15 protein-coding genes are annotated in these 20,086 nt (G+C 54.3%); 9 read left to right on the top strand and 6 right to left on the bottom strand.

Going from position 1 to position 20,086, the window contains the following annotated elements:
• The first annotated feature begins 230 nt into the window (after positions 1–230).
• Positions 231–1,127, top strand: a complete 897-nt coding sequence (locus FGI04_RS09035; protein WP_342700711.1) for a YcbJ family phosphotransferase — start codon at positions 231–233, stop codon at positions 1,125–1,127.
• 72 nt (positions 1,128–1,199) lie between these two features.
• Here FGI04_RS09035 and elyC read toward each other — a convergent pair whose 3' ends face one another.
• Complete coding sequence (elyC, locus tag FGI04_RS09030; RefSeq protein WP_407321344.1) at positions 1,200–1,979, bottom strand: envelope biogenesis factor ElyC; 780 nt, start codon at positions 1,977–1,979, stop codon at positions 1,200–1,202.
• 152 nt (positions 1,980–2,131) lie between these two features.
• Here elyC and cmoM point away from each other — a divergent pair, with 152 nt between their 5' ends.
• From cmoM to FGI04_RS09000, 6 genes are all read left to right on the top strand, one after another.
• Entirely contained in the window at positions 2,132–2,935 is an 804-nt protein-coding gene (gene cmoM, locus FGI04_RS09025; RefSeq protein WP_342700713.1) for a tRNA uridine 5-oxyacetic acid(34) methyltransferase CmoM, read from the top strand.
• Positions 2,932–4,254, top strand: coding sequence for a chromosome partition protein MukF (gene mukF / locus FGI04_RS09020; RefSeq protein ID WP_016941193.1), 1,323 nt, complete (start codon positions 2,932–2,934; stop codon positions 4,252–4,254). The genes cmoM and mukF overlap by 4 nt, the downstream gene beginning before the upstream one ends.
• Positions 4,235–4,963 (top strand): chromosome partition protein MukE, encoded by a 729-nt coding sequence (gene mukE, locus FGI04_RS09015; RefSeq protein WP_012884907.1) that lies wholly within the window; start codon positions 4,235–4,237, stop codon positions 4,961–4,963. Before mukF ends, mukE begins: the two co-directional genes overlap by 20 nt.
• Complete coding sequence (mukB, locus tag FGI04_RS09010; protein WP_407273523.1) at positions 4,960–9,396, top strand: chromosome partition protein MukB; 4,437 nt, start codon at positions 4,960–4,962, stop codon at positions 9,394–9,396. Before mukE ends, mukB begins: the two co-directional genes overlap by 4 nt.
• Positions 9,397–9,667: 271 nt before the next feature.
• Entirely contained in the window at positions 9,668–11,086 is a 1,419-nt protein-coding gene (locus FGI04_RS09005) for a hypothetical protein (RefSeq protein WP_407336593.1), read from the top strand.
• 192 nt (positions 11,087–11,278) lie between these two features.
• Entirely contained in the window at positions 11,279–12,592 is a 1,314-nt protein-coding gene (locus FGI04_RS09000; RefSeq protein ID WP_407336592.1) for an NAD(P)/FAD-dependent oxidoreductase, read from the top strand.
• A gap of 77 nt (positions 12,593–12,669) precedes the next feature.
• Here the strand turns inward: FGI04_RS09000 and FGI04_RS08995 are convergent, their stop codons facing one another.
• Positions 12,670–13,692, bottom strand: a complete 1,023-nt coding sequence (locus FGI04_RS08995; RefSeq protein ID WP_407336591.1) for a cyanophycin synthetase — start codon at positions 13,690–13,692, stop codon at positions 12,670–12,672.
• Positions 13,693–14,067: 375 nt separating this feature from the next.
• Here FGI04_RS08995 and cueO point away from each other — a divergent pair, with 375 nt between their 5' ends.
• Entirely contained in the window at positions 14,068–15,777 is a 1,710-nt protein-coding gene (gene cueO / locus FGI04_RS08990) for a multicopper oxidase CueO (RefSeq protein ID WP_407336590.1), read from the top strand.
• Positions 15,778–15,812: 35 nt separating this feature from the next.
• Here the strand turns inward: cueO and FGI04_RS08985 are convergent, their stop codons facing one another.
• The gene (locus FGI04_RS08985) at positions 15,813–16,217 is read right to left on the bottom strand and encodes a winged helix-turn-helix transcriptional regulator (RefSeq protein WP_342700719.1); all 405 of its coding nucleotides are present in this window, start codon (positions 16,215–16,217) and stop codon (positions 15,813–15,815) included.
• Positions 16,218–16,316: 99 nt separating this feature from the next.
• On the opposite strand from FGI04_RS08985, the gene FGI04_RS08980 reads away from it, so the two are divergent.
• Positions 16,317–17,429: an NADH:flavin oxidoreductase gene (locus FGI04_RS08980; RefSeq protein ID WP_342700720.1), complete on the top strand. Its 1,113-nt coding sequence runs from the start codon at positions 16,317–16,319 to the stop codon at positions 17,427–17,429.
• Positions 17,430–17,504: 75 nt separating this feature from the next.
• Here the strand turns inward: FGI04_RS08980 and FGI04_RS08975 are convergent, their stop codons facing one another.
• From FGI04_RS08975 to FGI04_RS08965, 3 genes are all read right to left on the bottom strand, one after another.
• Complete coding sequence (locus tag FGI04_RS08975; RefSeq protein WP_023639805.1) at positions 17,505–17,993, bottom strand: NUDIX hydrolase; 489 nt, start codon at positions 17,991–17,993, stop codon at positions 17,505–17,507.
• A gap of 215 nt (positions 17,994–18,208) precedes the next feature.
• Positions 18,209–18,847 (bottom strand): ribonuclease T2 family protein, encoded by a 639-nt coding sequence (locus tag FGI04_RS08970; protein WP_407336589.1) that lies wholly within the window; start codon positions 18,845–18,847, stop codon positions 18,209–18,211.
• 630 nt (positions 18,848–19,477) lie between these two features.
• On the bottom strand, positions 19,478–20,083 hold the full coding sequence (locus FGI04_RS08965; RefSeq protein ID WP_407274756.1) for an NUDIX hydrolase: 606 nt from the start codon (positions 20,081–20,083) through the stop codon (positions 19,478–19,480).
• Positions 20,084–20,086 lie beyond the last annotated feature (3 nt).

Genomic DNA, 20,086 nt, shown 5'->3' with positions numbered 1-20,086 from the left:
ACCATCAGATAATCTCACTGATGCCCGCTTCGGCGGGCTTTTTTTTGCCGGTAAACCAGTGACAGTGGGGATGATCGTTCTGGGGGCGATGAATACTGTCTATCGTCAATCAGTTGCACCGTTGTATATCCCGCTTTCTTTGATCTGCATTGGGGAAATTGTTATGTGCTACTCGCATGATAAAGGCATGTGACAACGACACAAGTCTGCAACCGCGAGATAGGTCGCTTATGGAACTCTTGAAAGCTGAATTGAGTACGGTGCTGGGGGAATCACTCAGTCGCCTTGAACGCATCAGTGAACAACCCTACGCGCACTTGTATGCTCTGTACGATCACGCGGGCAATGCGATGCCACTGCTGGCGAAAAGCTATATTTGCCAGGGCGTTGCCGGACAGGAAGCGTATAAGCTGACCATGCTGTCCCGCGAAGGTGAAGTCAGGTTACCCACCGTTTACGGAATGGTGATGACGCATCAGGCACCTTATAAGGAGTTGCTGCTCATCGAACGCTTGCGTGGCGTATCGGTAGAGGCACCGTCCCGCTCGCCCCAGCGCTGGACGTTACTGATGGATCAAATTGTCGAGAACATGCTGGCGTGGCACCGCATCGACAGTCATGGCTGCGTCGGCACGGTGGACAGTACACAGGATAATAGCTGGGCAAACTGGTATCGCCAGCGACTGGAGGTGCTGTGGTCCACGCTGATGAATGTCAATGCTACGCAACTGACCCAGCAGGATCGCACCGTGTTGTACCGTTCACGACAAAGTCTGCCCAGATTGTTTGAGGACTTCGATGACAATTGCGTACTGGTACACGGCAATCTGACCTTGCGCAGCATGCTCAAAGACCCCCGCAGCGATCAACTGCTGGCGATGATCAACCCCGGCATGATGTTGTGGGCCCCGAGAGAGTATGACCTGTTCCGTTTGTGTGAAGAGCCGGGTATGCCGGAGCAGTTGTTTTATCACTATCTGAAACAGGCACCGTTGGCTGAGTCCTTTGTTTGCCGCCGCTGGCTGTACATCCTGTGGGCGGCGGTTTCCCGTTATATCCACACCGGCCAACTGGATCGCCCCTTGTTTGATACCGCAACCCGAGAATTACTGCCCTGGCTTGAATAATCAGCACCGCGGGTGATGTCTGAATCTCCCGCGTTGCTGTTATCACTCTATCCGCTCTCAGTCGGTCGGCTATCAGGATTCCGGCTGGGGGGTGACCCCTTTCATTTGTTGCCAGATAAGCCCCAGCCCTTCATACCAGGCGCGTTCACTGTGAGACAGATAGAGCGCGGAGGGGAATACCCGCTCCCAAGGGTTCAACGGCGAGGTGATAGCCAATTGATTGGCGGGCGCAGGAATGGGATGCAGGCCACGAGCCTGAAAAAAGCGAATAGCGCGTGGCAGGTGGTTGGCAGAGGTGACCAGCAGGAATGGTTGTTTGCCGATCAGGGCCTCGGTTCCCGCCGCTTCTTCTTCCGTATCGTGTGCCTTATCCACCAGCAGGATATCTTGTGCGGGCACACCCAGGCTTTCCGCGACCCGTGCAGCGGTGCTGGCGCTGGTTACGGGGTTACCCTGTGCTGCGGCTCCGGTAAAAATGAGTTTGGCACCAGGATTAGCTCGCCAGAGCCGAATACCTTCGGTGACCCGGGCAAGGCTGTTGTTGATAAGGTTCGCGCTGGGCGGCCAGTCTGGATTAAAGGTATACCCTCCACCCAGCACCACGATGTAATTCACTTTAGGAAAATCCGGCGTCCAGGTCGGGTAGCGGGATTCCAATGGCAACAGCAGCTTGTCGGCCACGGGCTGCAGGCTCAGCAATAACAGGGCCAGCCAGCCGCCGGTCAGCATGATTCGGGCGGTTTTTTGCCAGCGCGAAAACCACAACAGGGCGAGCGCGATACCCAGCACCAGCATTAACAACGGCAGCGGCAGTAACAGACTACCGATGTATTTTTTGACGGCAAACAGCATAAAATAGCGTCCCTTTTGAATGAAAAAACATCATACGGGCGAAATTAGCGTGTTCAAACCATTTATTCTAGGCCAGCCTGTGACAGAATGTCAGGTTCAGAGAAAAACCAGTTGTTTAGGTAGTACAGTTACCCATCATGCAGAACCGTGGAATGCAGGATCGTAATTTTAACGATATCGCAGACAAATTTGCCCGCAACATTTATGGCACCACCAAAGGGCGGTTACGTCAGGCGGTATTGTGGCAGGATCTGGAAACCCTGCTGACACGCCTGCCGTCACGACCGCTGCGTATTCTGGATGCAGGCGGCGGTGAAGGACCAATGTCACGCCGTCTGGCAGCGTTGGGCCATCAGGTGTTGTTGTGCGATCTCTCCGATGAGATGATTACGCGCGCCCATGACGCTGCGTGTGAAGAGGGTGTGGCGGATAACATGCGTTTCGTGCGCTGCGCTGCGCAGGATATCGGCGCGCATTTATCGCAACCGGTCGACCTGGTGTTGTTTCACGCCGTGCTGGAGTGGGTTGCAGAGCCGCAAAACGCGTTGCGTGCGCTGACCGATTGTCTGGCACCGGGCGGTGCGCTATCGCTGATGTTTTACAACCATCAGGCGTTGGTGATGCGCAATATGGTGCTGGGTAATTTTGGTTATGTCGAAGCCGGTATGCCCAAGCGCAAACGGCGTTCGCTGTCACCGGACCACCCGTTGGACCCACCGCAGGTCTATCAGTGGCTCGCTGAACTGGGGCTGCAATTGAGCGGCAAAACCGGCATCCGGGTGTTTCATGACTACCTGCAAAATAAGCAACAACAGATTGACGATTTTGACCAACTGCTGGCGCTGGAGCAGCGCTATTGTCGGCAGGAGCCCTTTGTCAGCCTGGGGCGCTACATTCATGTTATGGCACACAAGCACGTCATGGCGCATAAGCCCCCTATGAAGGATGCATTATGAGTGATTTTTCCCAGACCGTACCCGAACTGGTTGCCTGGGCGAGAAAAAATGACTTCGCCATTACGCTGCCCACCGAGCGTCTGGCGTTTCTGCTGGCTATCGCCACCTTAAACGGTGAGCGTATGGATGGCGAAATGAGCGAAGGAGAACTGGTGGACGCATTTCGTCACGTCAGTAAAGGCTTTGAACAAACCCATGAAACCATTCCGGTACGCGCCAACAATGCCATCAACGACCTGGTGCGTCAGCGTTTGATCAACCGATTCACCAGCGAACTGGCGGACGGCAACGCGATTTACCGGCTGACGCCGTTGGGTATCGGTATCACCGACTATTACATTCGTCAGCGTGAGTTCTCCGCACTGCGTCTGTCGATGCAGTTATCGATCGTGGCGCAGGAACTCGGGCGTGCCGCTGAGGCCGCAGAAGAAGGTGGCGACGAGTTTCACTGGCATCGCAATGTGTTCGCGCCGCTCAAGTATTCGGTGGCAGAAATCTTCGACAGTATCGACTTATCGCAGCGCGTGATGGATGAACAGCAGCAGGGGGTGAAAGAGAATATCGCCGGACTGCTCAATCAGGACTGGCGTGCGGCGATTTCCAGTTGTGAAAAACTGTTGACCGAAACCTCGGATACCTTGCGTGAATTGCAGGACACGCTGGAAGCGGCGGGTGACAAGTTACAAACCAGCCTGCTGCGTATTCAGGACGCGACGCTCGGCCACGCTGAACTGGCGTTTGTCGACAATCTGGTTTTTGACCTGCAAGGTAAGCTCGACCGCATTATTAGCTGGGGCCAGCAAAGCATTGACCTGTGGATCGGTTACGACCGCCATGTTCACAAGTTCATCCGTACCGCTATCGATATGGATAAGAATCGCGTCTTTGCCCAGCGGTTGCGTCAGTCGGTACAAAGTTATTTCGAGGCACCGTGGGCGTTGACCTACGCCAACGCGGATCGCCTGCTGGACATGCGCGATGAAGAGCTGGCGTTGCGTTCCGAAGAAGTCACCGGCGAGTTGCCGCCGGATCTGGAGTATGAAGCCTTCAGTGAAATTCGTGAGCAGATCGCCGCTATGATCGAGCAGGCGCTGCAGAAATACAAACAGCAACAAATACCGCTTAATCTGGGTGACGTTGTGCGGGAATACCTGACGCAGTACCCGCGCTCGCAGCATTTTGATGTTGCCCGAATCGTGGTCGACCAGGCGGTTCGCCTGGGCGTGGCCGAAGCTGATTTCACCGGATTGCCTGCGCTGTGGCAGGCAATCAATGATTACGGAGCCAAGGTACAGGCCCATGTCATCGACAAATATTGATCAACACGTTTCCGCCCGGCTGATGACCGCGCTCTCCAACACCTTATTTCCGGCGCTGGACAGCCAACTGCGCGCCGGTCGCCACATTGGTGTGGAAGAGCTGGAAAATCACGTTTTCCTGATGGATTTTCAGGATGAGCTGGAGCAGTTCTACGGCCGTTATAACGTGGAGCTGATTCGCGCTCCCGAGGGCTTTTTCTACCTGCGACCGCGCTCCACCACGCTTATCCCTCGTTCGGTATTGTCCGAGCTGGATATGATGGTGGGCAAAATTCTCTGTTATCTCTACCTCAGCCCCGAGCGGCTGGCGCATGAGGGCATTTTCAGCCAACAGGAACTGTATGAAGAACTGCTGAGCCTGGCGGATGAGAACAAATTGTTGAAGCTGGTAAACCAGCGTTCCACCGGCTCGGACCTTGACCGGCAGAAATTGCAGGAGAAGGTACGCACCTCGCTTAATCGGTTACGTCGTCTTGGCATGATCTATTTTATGGGTGTCGACAGCAGCAAATTCCGTATCACCGAAGCGGTGTTTCGTTTTGGTGCCGATGTGCGTAGTGGCGATGACCCACGTGAAGCGCAGTTGCGGATGATCCGTGATGGCGAAGCCATGCCGATAGACGGCAGCCTGTCGCTGGACGATAGCGATGAGGGGACTGGCGATAACGCCTCCGGTGATGATCAACGTGCTGAGGATGAACAGGAATGATTGAACGCGGTAAATTTCGCTCACTGACGCTGGTTAACTGGAACGGTTTCTTTGCCCGCACGTTTGATCTGGACGAATTGGTGACCACCTTGTCCGGCGGTAATGGTGCCGGGAAATCCACCACCATGGCGGCGTTTATCACCGCATTGATCCCCGATCTGACGCTGTTGCACTTTCGTAATACCACGGAAGCGGGTGCTACCAGCGGTTCCCGTGATAAGGGGCTGCACGGCAAGCTACGTGCCGGGGTGTGTTACTCGGTGCTCGATGTCGTCAACTCTCGCCATCAACGTGTGCTGGTCGGGGTTCGCTTGCAGCAGGTAGCCGGGCGCGATCGCAAGGTCGATATTAAACCCTTTACCATTCAGGGCCTGCCGATTGCCGTTTCTCCGACACAGATCCTCACCCAGACGGTGGGCGAGCGGCAGGCGCGCGTACTGTCATTGCAGGACGTGAAAGACAGGCTCGACGAGTACGAAGGCGTTCAGTTCAAGCAGTTCAATTCCATCACCGATTACCATTCGTTGATGTTTGATCTGGGCGTAGTGCCCAGACGCCTGCGTTCGGCATCGGACCGCAGTAAGTTTTATCGCCTGATCGAAGCCTCGTTGTACGGCGGGATTTCCAGTGCCATTACCCGCTCGTTGCGCGATTACTTGCTGCCGGAAAACAGCGGCGTGCGTAAAGCTTTCCAGGATATGGAAGCGGCACTGCGCGAAAACCGCATGACGCTGGAAGCCATCCGCGTTACCCAGTCGGACCGTGATCTGTTTAAGCACCTGATCTCTGAAGCGACTTCGTACGTGGCGGCGGACTACATGCGCCACGCCAATGAGCGACGCGTGCATCTGGATGGCGCGCTGGCGCTGCGCCGTGAGTTATTCGCCAGCCGTAAACAGTTGATTACCGAGCAAACCCGCCATGTGGAAATGGCGCGTGAGCTGCAAGAACAGAGCGGTGCTGAAAGCGATCTCGAAACCGATTATCAGGCCGCCAGCGATCACCTCAATCTGGTGCAGACCGCGATGCGCCAGCAGGAGAAAATCGAGCGTTACAACGCCGACCTGGAAGAGCTGAGCTACCGGCTGGAAGAACAAAACGAGGTGGTGGAAGAAGCGCGCGATCAACTCGAAGAGAATGAAGCCCGTGCTGACGCCGCCGAGCAGGAAGTAGACGAGCTGAAGAGCCAACTGGCCGATTACCAGCAGGCGCTGGATGTGCAGCAAACGCGTGCGATTCAGTACCAGCAGGCACAACAAGCGCTGGAGCGCGCTCGTAGCTTGTGTCAGGTACCGGAACTGACAGCGGATAACGCCGATGAGTGGCTCGACAGCTTCCAGGCCAAAGAGCAGGAAGCGACAGAATTACTGCTGATGCTGGAGCAAAAGTTGAGCGTGGCAGATGCCGCCAACAGCCAGTTCGAGCAGGCTTATCAGTTGGTGTGCCGCATTGCCGGTGCAGTCAGTCGTAGCGAAGCCTGGGACGTTGCCCGTGACCTGTTGCGCGACAGTTCTTCTCAGCGCTATCTGGCTGAACAGGTGCAACCGCTGCGCATGCGGTTATCGGAACTGGAACAGCGCCAGCGCGAACAACAAGACGCCGAGCGTTTGTTGCAGGAATTCATCAAGCGTAGCGGTCAGGATTATCAGCCGGAAGACCTCGACGACCTGCAACAGGAGCTGGAAGCGCGTATCGAGGATTTATCCGTCCGTGTGTCGGAGGCTGGCGAGCACCGTCTGGCAATGCGTCAGGAATTGGAGCAGATCCAGCAGCGGATCGCGCAACTGACCACCCGTGCACCGGTATGGCTGGCGGCGCAGGAAGCCCTGACCCAGCTAGGAGAACAGAGCGGCGAGCATTTTGCTGATAGCCAGCAAGTCACCGAATTCATGCAGCAATTGCTGGAGCGCGAACGTGAAACCACGGTGGAGCGTGACAGTGTGGCGGCCCGTAAGCAGCACATTGACGCACAGATTGAACGCCTGAGCCAGCCGGGCGGCTCTGAAGACCCTAGGCTTAACGCGCTGGCGGAGCGGTTTGGCGGTGTGCTGCTGTCTGAAATCTATGATGACGTGACGCTGGATGACGCACCGTACTTCTCTGCGTTATACGGCCCGTCGCGCCATGCCATCGTGGTGGCGGATCTGTCGCTGGTGCGCGAGCAACTGGCCGGTCTGGACGATTGCCCGGAAGATCTCTATCTGATCGAGGGGGATCCGCAGTCGTTTGACGATAGCGTGTTTGAAGTCGAAGAGCTGGAAAAAGCGGTGGTGGTGAAAATCGCCGATCGTCAGTGGCGTTACTCTCGCTTTCCTGAGGTGCCGCTGTTCGGCCGTGCGGCCCGTGAACAGCGCCTGGAGAGCCTGCGTGAAGAGCGTGAGCAACTGGCGGAGCAGTACGCCACACTGTCGTTTGACGTCCAGAAAATCCAGCGTCTGCATCAGGCGTTCAGTCGCTTTATCGGCAGCCACTTAGCGGTGGCGTTTGACGCGGACCCGGAAGCGGAAATCCGCCAGATCAGTAGCCGACGCAGCGAGCTGGATCGCGCTATCAGCAATTTCGATAACGAAAATCAGCAGCAGCGTCAGCAGTACGAACAAGCGAAAGAACAGGTCGGTATGTTAAACCGCCTGATACCGCGCATCAGCCTGCTGTGTGATGATGCGCTGGCCGATCGGGTGGAAGAACTGCGTGAAGAGCTGGACGAAGCCGAAGACGCCGCGCGCTTTATGCAGCAGCATGGTGCTTCGTTGGTGAAACTGGAGCCGCTGGCGGCGGTGTTGCAAAACGACCCGCAGCAGCATGAGCAAATGCGTGAAGATTATGCGCAGGCGCAGGCGGCGCAACGTGCTGCTAAACAGCAGGCGTTCGCCTTGACCGAAGTGGTTCAGCGCCGTGCACATTTCAGCTACACCGACTCGGCAGGCATGCTCAATGCCAATGCCGATCTTAATGATAAATTGCGTCAGCGGCTGGAGCAGGCGGAGCAGGAGCGTACCCGCGCCCGCGAGCAACTGCGCCAGCATCAGGCACAACTGACCCAATACAGCCAGTTGCAGGCGTCGCTGAAGAGTTCTTATGACGCTAAACGCGACATGCTCAAGGAGTTGACGCAAGAGCTGTCGGATATCGGTGTTCGTGCTGATGCCGATGCAGAAGCGCGTGCCCGGACACGTCGTGACGAACTGCATGCGGCGCTGAGCGCCAACCGTGCCCGCCGTAACCAGTTGGAAAAACAGATAACCTTCTGTGAAGCGGAAATGGATAGCTTGCAGAAGAAACTGCGTAAGCTGGAACGTGATTACCATGTCATGCGCGAGCAGGTGGTGACCGCCAAGGCGGGCTGGTGTGCAGTGATGCGGCTGGTGAAAGACAATGGCGTAGAGCGCCGTTTGCACCGCCGTGAACTGGCATACATGAGCGGCGACGAACTGCGCTCGATGTCGGATAAGGCGCTGGGGGCGCTGCGTCAGGCGGTGGCAGATAACGAACACCTGCGTGACGTGCTGCGCATGTCGGAAGATCCGAAACGGCCAGAGCGCAAAGTTCAGTTCTACATTGCGGTGTATCAGCATCTGCGCGAGCGTATTCGTCAGGATATCATCCGTACTGATGACCCGGTGGAAGCCATCGAACAGATGGAGATAGAACTGAACCGACTGACTGAAGAACTGACTGCCCGCGAGAAAACGCTGGCGATCAGTTCCCGCAGTGTGGCGAACATCATCCGCAAGACCATCCAGCGCGAACAAAACCGTATCCGCATGCTCAACCAGGGATTACAGTCGGTGGCATTCGGTCAGGTGAAGAGCGTGCGGTTGAATGTGAACGTGCGCGAAACCCATACCACGCTGCTGAATGTCCTGTCTGAGCAGCAGGAACTGCATCAGGATCTGTTCAACAGCACCCGCCTGACCTTCTCTGAAGCATTGGCGAAGCTGTACCAGCGCCTGAACCCAGAAATCGACATGGGCCAGCGCACACCACAGACTATCGGCGAAGAACTGCTGGACTACCGCAACTATCTGGAGATGGAAGTGGAGGTTAACCGTGGTGCCGATGGCTGGTTGCGTGCTGAGAGTGGGGCGTTGTCCACGGGTGAGGCAATCGGGACCGGGATGTCGATTCTGGTGATGGTGGTACAGAGCTGGGAAGAAGAGTCCCGCCGTTTGCGTGGCAAGGATATCTCGCCGTGCCGTCTGCTGTTCCTCGACGAAGCGGCGCGTCTGGATGCGAAATCCATCGCCACCTTGTTCGAGCTGTGTGAACGCTTGGAAATGCAGCTGATTATCGCCGCGCCGGAAAACATCAGCCCGGAAAAAGGCACTACCTACAAACTGGTGCGAAAAGTATTCCAGAACCACGAGCATGTTCATGTGGTGGGGCTACGCGGGTTTGGTGTCGAAACGAAAGAGAACCTGCCGACGCCGTAATCTCCTCTGCGTGACCATGCGCCATACTCGACGGTATGGCATATGGTCACCGCAATCACTGTCTTTTTGCCGGCGTGGCGTTTCCGTTTGCGCCCGTCCGGTTTCCATCCGAATGCGATTTTCCCCTTGTCAGGCGCAGCGTTTCACCGAGTCATCCTGACCTGCATGTCGTAATTTCTCGTTGGACGCCAGCGTGATGGTGGTACGGCGAGCGCTGTTCCCTCACCGTGCTGGCAATGCAATTCCGACGTGAAGACATCTGGAGATGAACATGGTAGACAGGCTGATACCCTATAAACTGGCGCCGCTGGCGGATGACGCGGTAGTGTCGAATTACGTGAAGAACATCAGCAATTATCTGATGACCAATAACCCGAATGCTGACGGGTATAGTGCTCAGAACAAATCGGGCATTCTGCTGCAAACGCATGAAACAAAGAGATTTGGTCACAATGCGATCTCCGCAGGCAAAGCTATCGGCACGATTCTGATCATTTCCAATCAACTAATGAGCGGGCTAGCGACCATGAAGGCGTGGGCGAAGACGCTGAGTGACGCTGCAACATCGGATGCAGTGAAATTCCAGAACGTCGAATGGCTGATTCATTTGCACCTGAATTCCCCCCTGATGACTGACTGGGTTATCACGACCGGGGCGGCGAATCTGATCAAGGAGTTGGAGGCTCAGGGAAAGGGAACGGTAAAAATCCGTTTTGCCATCGATTGTAGCGCCTGGTTGATGAACCGGGAGCACCGGCGGCTGGACAATGCCGCCGCGCCCGCCGATGCGGACTCGTCGATAGTGAAAGGCAAATTGTCATTGCGGACGAGCAGGCTGAAAACCATACCCTATGGGTTGCTGCGCTCATTCGGATTGCACAAGGCTCTGCTGCTGAACCAGCGCCCCCAGAATGCTAACGACCTTTACCTGATTGTCGATGTGGAACCGGGCGAAGCGCTGGTTCCTTATGCGGATACGCCGGATAAAGAGATTGGCAGCAATCGTGCGAAGTGTTTTCTGGCAACCTGGAATAAGCTGATCGCCAATAACAAAGTGGTCTATAACCGGTTGCAGTGGCTACCCCATTATGCCGGTACTATGGCGTCGGAATGGTACAACATGAAATACCCTGACGGTGCGCCGATAGATAGTGTGAATGGCAAAGACATCCGAATCATCAAGAGCAATGACACCAAGCTGAAAGTCGAGCTGGCGGTGAAAACCTGCATGGACAAACTGACCACATTCCTGAATACCGCCGGTGCTACTAGCGATTATCCCAGCGAACCTTTGCTGGGATTTAGCATAAGTAATTATATATCCCCACAGGTGATAACGGCGATGGTGGCGACGGCTAAATCGAAGGTGGCTGCTGAGCGGGAATTCATGCTGGACGGCAAGGCGGTGGCCTATGTGGAAGTGTGCAATGTGATGGGGATTGGTGCGGGTGAAGGACAGTCCCTGACGGGAAATATTAATGCCGCAGATTGTTCTGGTACTCGGATTTGGACCTCCTCATGGGGGGTCTTAAAGGATATTGTCGCCAACAAGCTGTACCTGGAACGGGTGGAGTCCAGCGGTACGGTCAGCTATACACCCAAAGCGAAGATAACCGTGCAGGATTTGAAGGATATGGGCGGGGTTTATGTGGGCGACGATCCGGGAACAACCGTTATCGTTGATTTCTGAGTGACGTCCGCCGACGTTGAGGCAGTATAATTTTGATAATAAACCGGTTCGGGCTGTGTGATACAGCCCGATTTTTATGGGCAAAATCGTTGGCTGCGGGGGGGGCATCTCCACGCGCCCAGTTTTTCTTTGACAGCGGCGGGAAACCGGGCCACTGTCGGAAAGTATCGTATCTGTATCAGGAAGAATAAATTGAACATCAACGCATTACCGCTGGATGCCAATACCAATGGCTGGTCGGCGATGTTACCGCCACGAGAAGCAAAACCGATACTGCGCCAGACTATCAACGCTGACTGGCTGGTCATTGGCGCAGGGTATGCCGGGCTGGCGTTTGCTCACCGGATAGCGGAAAACCACCCACATGAGCAGGTGGTGGTGCTGGATGCGCTTGATAGTGATGGCAGCGCCTCCGCGCGGAATTCCGGGTTTGCCATTGACCTGCCGCACAACATCGGCAGTTCCACCGCGGAGCTGAAAAAAGCCGCCAGTTATCGGCGTCTGTTGCAGGCAGGGCTGGCGCAACTGGAGGCGCAAATCAGCCGCTATGGTATTGCATGCGACTGGAACCGCAGCGGTAAGTATCACTGTATTGTCCGCCCTGAGTTGGGGACGTTACTGGACCAGTATGCTCACGAATTACAGTCGCTGTCAGAACCCTATCAGTTATTACAAGGCGAAAGCCTGGCCCGCCAATTAGGCACACCTTATTACCACGCGGCTATCTATACGCCGAATAGTGTCTTGCTTAACCCGGCGGCGCTGGTGCGGGGCCTGGCTGATAACCTGCCTGATAATGTCACGCTGTATGAACGCTCGCCGGTACTGGAGATCCAACCTGGGCATAAGGTACGGGTACGAACACCTTACGGCGAGGTGCAGGCCCGGCAGGTGATGGTGGCGACTAACGGTTGTGCCCGGCAATTGCCGATGTTTTCCCACCAGGTGGCTGGACTATCGACATTCGCCACGTTGACCGAGCCGCTGACGGCGGAGCAGCGGCAGCGCATCGGAAATATTGGTGAATGGGGGATGACGCCAGCCAATGCCATCGCCGGGGCAACGTTGCGTTACACCCGTGACCACCGGTTTCTGATTCGCCAGCATGTCACCTATGTACCAGGTTACACTGTCACGGCAAGATACACGGCAGATATTACGCAGCAGCATCAGGCGATCTTTTTATCCCGTTTCCCGCAACTGGCGGATGTGGCCGTCGCGCATACCTGGTCTGGGATGATTGGTGTGACCCGCAATGGTGCGCCGACTTGGGGACGATACGGCGATAATCTGTATGCTGCACTGGGGTGCAATGGTGCCGGTATCTCGAAGCAAACCATTGCTGGCAGCACGTTGGCGGACCTGGCAAGCGGTGTCGATAATCCGTTGATTACCGAGATGCAGTCGCTGGGTAAACCGAGTTGGATTCCACCGCGTCCACTGCTGGATATCGGCATCCGTGGCAGCATCCTGAAAGAACGCTGGCTGGGGCGAAAGGAATACTAACGAAAGGAATAAATACTACGTTGTACCCCGTCAGGCGTGACGGGGTTTTAGAACCTATCCCTGCCGATAATCATAAATTAATAGGGCATGCTGTTTTCCCGTTGAATTTGTAGCAGGATTCTCCTGTAAAGATCTTTTACGCGTTCCCGTTGCTCGTAACCTGAGGCTGCGTAATTATCTAAACCCGGGGCCGCATTGATTTCGATAATATTCCATTGTTGTGCAGCTGCATCCTGGCATAAATCACGACATATAATGTCAACGCCAGCAACACGTAGCCCTAATGATGCAGTGGCGTTGATGGCTAAAGCAGCAAAGCTTTCATGGATGTTCCTGGTAATATCCGATGAGGTTCCGCCGGTGGAGAGATTCGCGTTATCCAGAAGAAATATTTTCTGCCCGAAAGGCAGAACCGTTTCTCGCTGTAAACCCAGCTGAGTCAACTTGAGATCAATACGCGGATCATCAGGATCAATCTCGCTATTGGGACGTCCATGCAAAGACAGTGCTTGCTGGGCATCAGCCAATAACTGTTGGATAGTGCGGGTGCCATCACCAGAAACGGCCAGTGGAAAGCGTTCATACGCCGATATCACAGTCTCGCCCAGAACAACAACCCGATAATCTCGTCCGGGACAGGGTTGCTCTACCAGTAACACGTCCGTACGAGAAAAAATATTTGCACCGACCATCGCCATTGATGCTATATCATAAACTTTGGTTACCCATTCTCCCTGACTAAGATTGTTGGGTTTGACAAAAACAGGAAACCCGAGCTCTTCGGCAAATTGTTTTGCTTCAGCAATACCTCTTCGCTTTTCCTGTGGCAGTTTCTTGTTTAGTTTTTCAGAAAAAAAAGTTTTTCCTCTTGGAACATTGAACCCTTTTTTTTGCAAAAAATAATTTGTGTAGAATTTATCTTTGGCGATATCTGATGATGCAGAGAGATTAAGATTAAGATTTCTATTTTTGAACAGATGTTTCTTTCCGTCAGGGAATGTAATTTCACCGACAAAGCCGAATTCTGGTTCAAACTCTATCTGAATACCTAATGTGGGCGCTATTTCTGATAGTAACGCAGAAACAAAGGAGTCACTCATTTTATCTCACTATAGATGATATCTTGCCGATGCTGGCCTGTTGGAAAGTCATTATTGCAATGGCATATGAAGGAGAAAATATATCAGGGTAAAATCAGAGTGGTCTTAATCAAAATTGATGCAGAACGTAAAAACTGGTTGGCAAATAAAATCACCTTCGCTGTTGAGTAAAATATATATTCATTATTGCAGTGACGGGTTTCGCGGTTGTCGGGGGGGGGATGTTCACCGCTGGCAGTATGCGATCGAAGCAAAACACGCTTGAAGTAAAACGCCATTGACGTAAAAACGCTTGACCTTCCTGTTACTGGAAGGTGCAGTCTGCCAGTTATTATCATTATTTTTTTGAATGATAGCTGACTGGAGGAGAGCGGTATGCGTCGCCGTGAGTTTATCAAATTGAGCGCTATGCTGGGGGCATCCAGCCTGTTGCCCTGGTGGAGCCGTTCCGTATGGGCTGATGAACGACCGAGCCTGCCAGTGCCACCACTGCTGGCACCGGATGCGGCAGGCAACATTGCACTGACACTGCAAACGGGCAGTATGCGCTGGCTGGCGGGAATGGAGACCGCTACCTGGGGCGTGAATGGCGGTTTTTTGGGGCCAGCGTTGCAACTGGAACAAGGCAAGACGGTAACGATGAATGTGACCAATACCTTGCCGGAAACCACCACCCTGCACTGGCACGGCATGGAAATTCCCGGGGATGCCGATGGAGGCCCACAGGCAGAGATCGCACCGGGAGGGACATGGACGGCGACATTCCGGGTTGAACAACCGGCTGCGACAGCGTGGTTTCATCCACACACCCATGGCGTGACCGGGCGACAAGTGGCGATGGGGTTGGGCGGGCTTATCCTGATTCAGGATGCCGCCAGCCGGGCGTTGCCACTACCTGCACAATGGGGTGTGGACGATATTCCGGTTATCCTGCAAGACAAACGGTTGGATGCCAAAGGGCAGGTTGACTATCAGCTGGATGTAATGTCGGCGGCGGTTGGCTGGTTTGGCGACCTGATGCTGACCAATGGCGCGCGCTATCCGCAGCATACTGCGCCACGCGGTTGGTTACGCTTGCGTATTCTTAACGGATGTAACGCACGTTCGCTAACACTGGCGACCAGTGACGGCCGTCCGTTGTATGTGATTGCCAGTGATGGTGGGCTGTTGGCCGAGCCAGTGCAGGTGAGCAACCTGACTGTGTTGATGGGCGAGCGGTTTGAGGTCCTGGTCGACGCGCGTGATGGCAAGGTGTTCGATATAGTGGCGTTGCCGGTGACACAGATGGGGATGCGCCTGCCGCCGTTTGACCAACCCTTACCGGTGTTGCGTATCCAGCCTGCCGCTCAACCGGGGGCGGGCAAGTTGCCGGAAACGCTGGTGCCATTACCGGCACTGCCATCAACGGCGGGCCTGAAAACGCGTCAGCTACAACTGTCGATGGACCCGCGGCTTGACATGCTGGGCATGCAGGCACTCATGGTGCGTTATGGTATGCAAGCGATGTCAGGGATGGACATGAACGCACACGGCTCGATGCAGGGGATGTCGCATGATGCTGGCATGTCTATGCCATCGGGCATGGGGCAACATGGCATGAGTATGAATCACGGCAGTATGAATCACGGCAGTATGAATCATGGCGCGATGAGTAACGGCAGCATGGACCATAACGGTATGAACCACGGCGATATGAATCACGGGGCAATGGACCCACAAGCCGGGCTCGCACCGCTGGACCTGTTGTCGGCCAATCGCATCAATGGTGTCGCGTTTCAGATGGGGCAGCCGATGTTTGATGTGAAACGCGGCGAGCTTGAAGTTTGGAATATTTCCGGGCAGGGCGACATGATGCTGCATCCTTTCCATATTCACGGCACCCGTTTTCGCATTCTGTCCGAAAATGGCAAACCGCCTGCTGCGCACCGGCGCGGCTGGAAGGACATTGTGCATGTGGAAGGCGCGCGCAGCGAAGTGCTGGTGCAGTTTAGTCACCCGGCGGCGAAAGAACGGGCATTCATGGCGCACTGCCATCTGCTGGAGCATGAGGACACCGGTATGATGATGTCGTTTACGGTGTCCTGATACTGAGGAAAAGCGAGGTTCGCTGCACAACCGCCTCAGGCCTGCGCGTCGGACATCGCTTTTTCCTGCTCACTGATCCGTTGATCAAAGCGCTCGCGCGCCTGCGCTACCTGCGGCAGATATTCGACCGTCCAGCGGTACAGCGCCTGAAACGGTTCTTTCAACGTGTGGCCCAATGGCGTGATATGGTATTCCACCGCAATCGGCGAAAACGCCAGTACCCGTCGTTCCACAATGCCATTGCGTTCCAGTTTGCGCAGACACTGTGTCAGGGCCTTTTGCGTAATGCCTTCCAGACTGCGTTTGAGATCGTTAAAACGCAGCGGCTTCTCACATAATGCCCCCAACACCAGTACCGACCATTTGTCGGCGATTTGTTCCAGCAAAAAGCGGCTGGGGCAGTTAGCGTGGGAGTAAGGGGCGGCGCAAGATTTCAGCATGGTGGTTTCCTTAAGGCTACCTGGTAGCATAAATGTGCCTGATTGACACCAAGTTTACATTGTATACCATCACGGGTTCATGCCCAAGGAGATGATTACATGGCCAATATTGATGTGCTGTTCCGCCCTTTTACGCTGAAAACACTGAAATTAAAGAATCGCATCGTGATGGCACCGATGACTCGTTGTTTCGCCACTGATGGTATTCCGGGCGATGATATTGCCGCTTACTATCGCCAGCGTGCGGAAGGTGAGGTCGGGTTGATTCTGTCGGAAGGCACGGTGGTGGATCGCCCCGGTTCGCGTAACCACCCCGGGATCCCATTTTTTCATGGTGAGCGTGCGTTAGCGGGCTGGCAGAACGTGATTAACGAGGTCCACGCGGCTGGCGGCAAAATGGGACCACAAATATGGCACGTCGGTTCGGCACCGATTAAGGGGGTGGAATGGGAACCGGAGTACATTGAAAGCCCGTCAGGACTGTTCTCGCCAGAAGTAGAGCGGGGCTATGCCATGACGGAAGAAGACATTGCCGATACCATTTCCGCCTTTGCCCGGGCGGCGGCTGACGCGAAGCGTCTGGGGTTTGATACGCTGGAATTGCATGGTGCGCACGGATACCTGATCGATCAGTTCTTTTGGGGAGAAACCAACCTGCGTACTGATGCGTTTGGTGGCGCAACGGTTAAACAGCGTGCGCGTTTTGCTGCCGAGGTGGTGAAAAGCGTCCGTGAAGCGGTAGGGCCAGATTTCCCGCTGATTTTGCGTGTTAGCCAATGGAAGCAGCAGGACTACAGTGCACGTTTGGCTCCGACGCCGCTGGCGCTGGAGGATTGGCTGGCACCGCTGGTGTCTGCTGGCGTAGATATTCTGCATTGCTCACAGCGTCGTTTCTGGGAGCCGGAATTCCCGGATGTAGACGGTGAAAACGGCCTGAACTTTGCTGGCTGGGCGAAGAAAGTCACAGGGGCGGCAACCATTAGCGTAGGGTCTGTCGGGCTGTCTGATGATTTCTTCGGTGCGTTTGCCGGGCAAGGGTCTGGTCCGGCGGGACTGGATAAATTGCTGGAGCGTATGGAACGCGATGAGTTTGATTTGATCGCGGTAGGTCGTGCACTGCTGACCGACTCTCATTGGGCGGCGAAAGTGCATCGTCATGAGTTGGATAGCCTTAAAGGGTTCGAAGCGGCTTCGCTTAACCAGTTGGCCTAAATGTTGTCAGACCCCGATTTATAGGGGTCTGACAGTTGAGTTTACGGGCATAGCCTTATCGTTATCATCGTGCCGTCATAACATGCGGATGGCGGCATTCACCACAAAACGGCTCTCTTCACTGATGGGGCAATCCTCCGGGATATCGGATGGCTGACGCACGATTTGCCAGGCATCGTGTTCCGTTTCGTTCAGACAGACTTCTTCTTGCATCACGTCAACCAGAAAGTTCCACTGACGAACTTTTTCGTTACTCGGCACCAGATAATCGAAAAAACCCAGATAATGGCGGATATAACGCAACCGTAGGCCAGTTTCTTCCTGCAATTCTCTCATCAGCGTGGCGAGCAGGTTGTGATCGCCAGGTTCGCGGCCACCGCCGGGAATTTCCCAGTATCCGGGTAACATGGGGTCATTAGCACTGCGACGCACCAAGAGTATACCGCCCCGGAATACCACCGCAGCGGCCATGGTTTGACGGGTAATCCCTTCTTGTTGTGCCTGAAACTCGAACTGACACAACATCCTGGTGTAGGTGCTGTCCTGCGGGGAAAACAAAAACATGCTCTCATACCTGCACTGGGGTGAATGACTATGTCCGACCGGACATGCTAGAGATCTAGCGTGACAGTGATATTTCACAAGCAGAATAAATACAATAGAAAACTTTACAAAAGTAATTATTGTTATTCATTATTTCTACATTACTTGACATAGCCCGCACGCACGGCGGGCTAAAGATGTCATGGCACTGGCGCTCATCAGCGCCAGCGTGGGGATTAGCGCACGTTAGGCACGCGGATGTTGCCATCACGACACTGGGTTTTTACCGATTTACCGCAGGACTGGAAATTCAGATTTTTGTCCATGCACATCCGAATTTCAGACAATTCCGGGCCGCTACAAACCGCTGCGATCCCATCCTGTGGGATTGACGGGTTGCTCTGGCGGAATGTGGCCAGGATCTGCTCAGCGGTCATTTGCAGCGGCTTGGTCGGTACATTGAAGCTGGTCGGGATCTTCACACTGGTTACGGCTTTATCCGCCGCCTGCAAATATCCATTAGCGCCTAACCCGCTACAGGTACCGTGCTTTTCCCACTCATGCGTCAGCAGTGCATCGGTTGGGAACAGGGTATTACCGTATTTCCGCTCCTGAGCGGTAAGCGCTTTAATGGGCGGGCAGTCTTGCGGCCAGCCACCGTTGGCGTATTGCGGCCACAAGCCGTGCAGCACAAAACCATACCCCTTGGTGCATTGCTCATTATTGGCGTGTGTCAGACAAAACGTGGGGGACCAGGATAACGTCAACAGATAGAAATCAAACACACCGGCCTGGCCTTTTGCAGGCACAGCAGGGCTCACCGTCAGGCCAACGGTGAATACCAAACCGGCCAGCAACGAATATATTTTCTTCATAACCTTCTCCTGTCGGATTTTTTAGAGCCTATCCCATTAGGGCTATTTCACTTGCCATTTTGGCCTTGGGCAGTGCTCGAAATCCTCACGTACTACGTGTACGCTCCGGTTTACTCGCTGCGCTCGCCCGCATGTTGTCTACACGCTGTCCGAGTCCAAACTGGCTGCGCCAATAACGCCTACAGGGATAGGCTCTTCGTTTTTCATGGATACGCGGTTGCCCTATCCCATAGGGCGGACAAAAATAACAAGTAAAAACCTTGCGATGGATCTTATTTTTTAGATCACAAACACTGGGTGAAAAATAACCGCAACATGTGCGTGATGCCAGTATAGCAGCTGTATTCTGTATGCGTAAAAAATCGAGAAATGTCAAATTCTGGTATGATAAATATTAATGTTTTTTAAATATCAGTTAGTTAAAATATTTTGAGAAAGAAGAAAAATAGGCTGTTATTTTTACGGGAAATAATAGTGATAACAAATTATTCGCCTGGCCATTTCATAAAAATATCGAGTGGAAAATAACCGATACATACCCTAAATAATTATTAGATGAGGAAGGTGTCTCTTTTGACAATGATGTATGGTGCGGCGAGCCTTTGCACTCGCCGAAAACCGGGTTAGCGATTAATCTGGCAGCCCCTCAAACGGTAGCGCACGATGCAACGCGACGAGCTGCACCAGCATGATGGTTTTGGCATCCATAATGGTGCCCTCGGCAATCGCGGCCAATGCCTGCGGTAGCGTCATCTCCAGGGTTTCCACATCTTCACCTTCATCTTCAATGCCACCTCCCGTGCCGATACGGGAGCTATCATCATATTCCCCAAGAAAGAAATAGAGTTTCTCCGTTACCGAACCGGGGCTCATGTAGGCTTCCATCACCTTACGAACATTGAATACCCGATAACCCGTTTCTTCTTCCGCTTCGGCGCGGATCCGCACTTCGGGGTCGGCATGATCGAGCAAACCGGCTGCGGCTTCAATCAGCATCCCGTCGTGCCCGTTGACGAAGACCGGAAAGCGGAATTGGCGCGTCAGCAACAATGTTTGCTTGTGGCGATGATACAGCAGGATCACCGCACCATTGCCGCGATCATAGGTTTCACGGTTTTGCCGCTGCCAGGTGCCGTCCCGACGTAAAAAATCAAAGGTGTTTTTCTTCAGCACATACCAATCGTCGGACAGTACTACGCTGTCGACAATACGAACGCGATCTCGTGTGGTGAGCATCAT

Origin of the sequence: Dickeya ananatis, from assembly GCF_019464615.1 — a bacterium.
Taxonomy (GTDB): domain Bacteria; phylum Pseudomonadota; class Gammaproteobacteria; order Enterobacterales; family Enterobacteriaceae; genus Dickeya; species Dickeya oryzae.
Note: the sequence above shows the minus strand (reverse complement) of the source record. Positions and strands in the feature narration are given on the sequence as shown.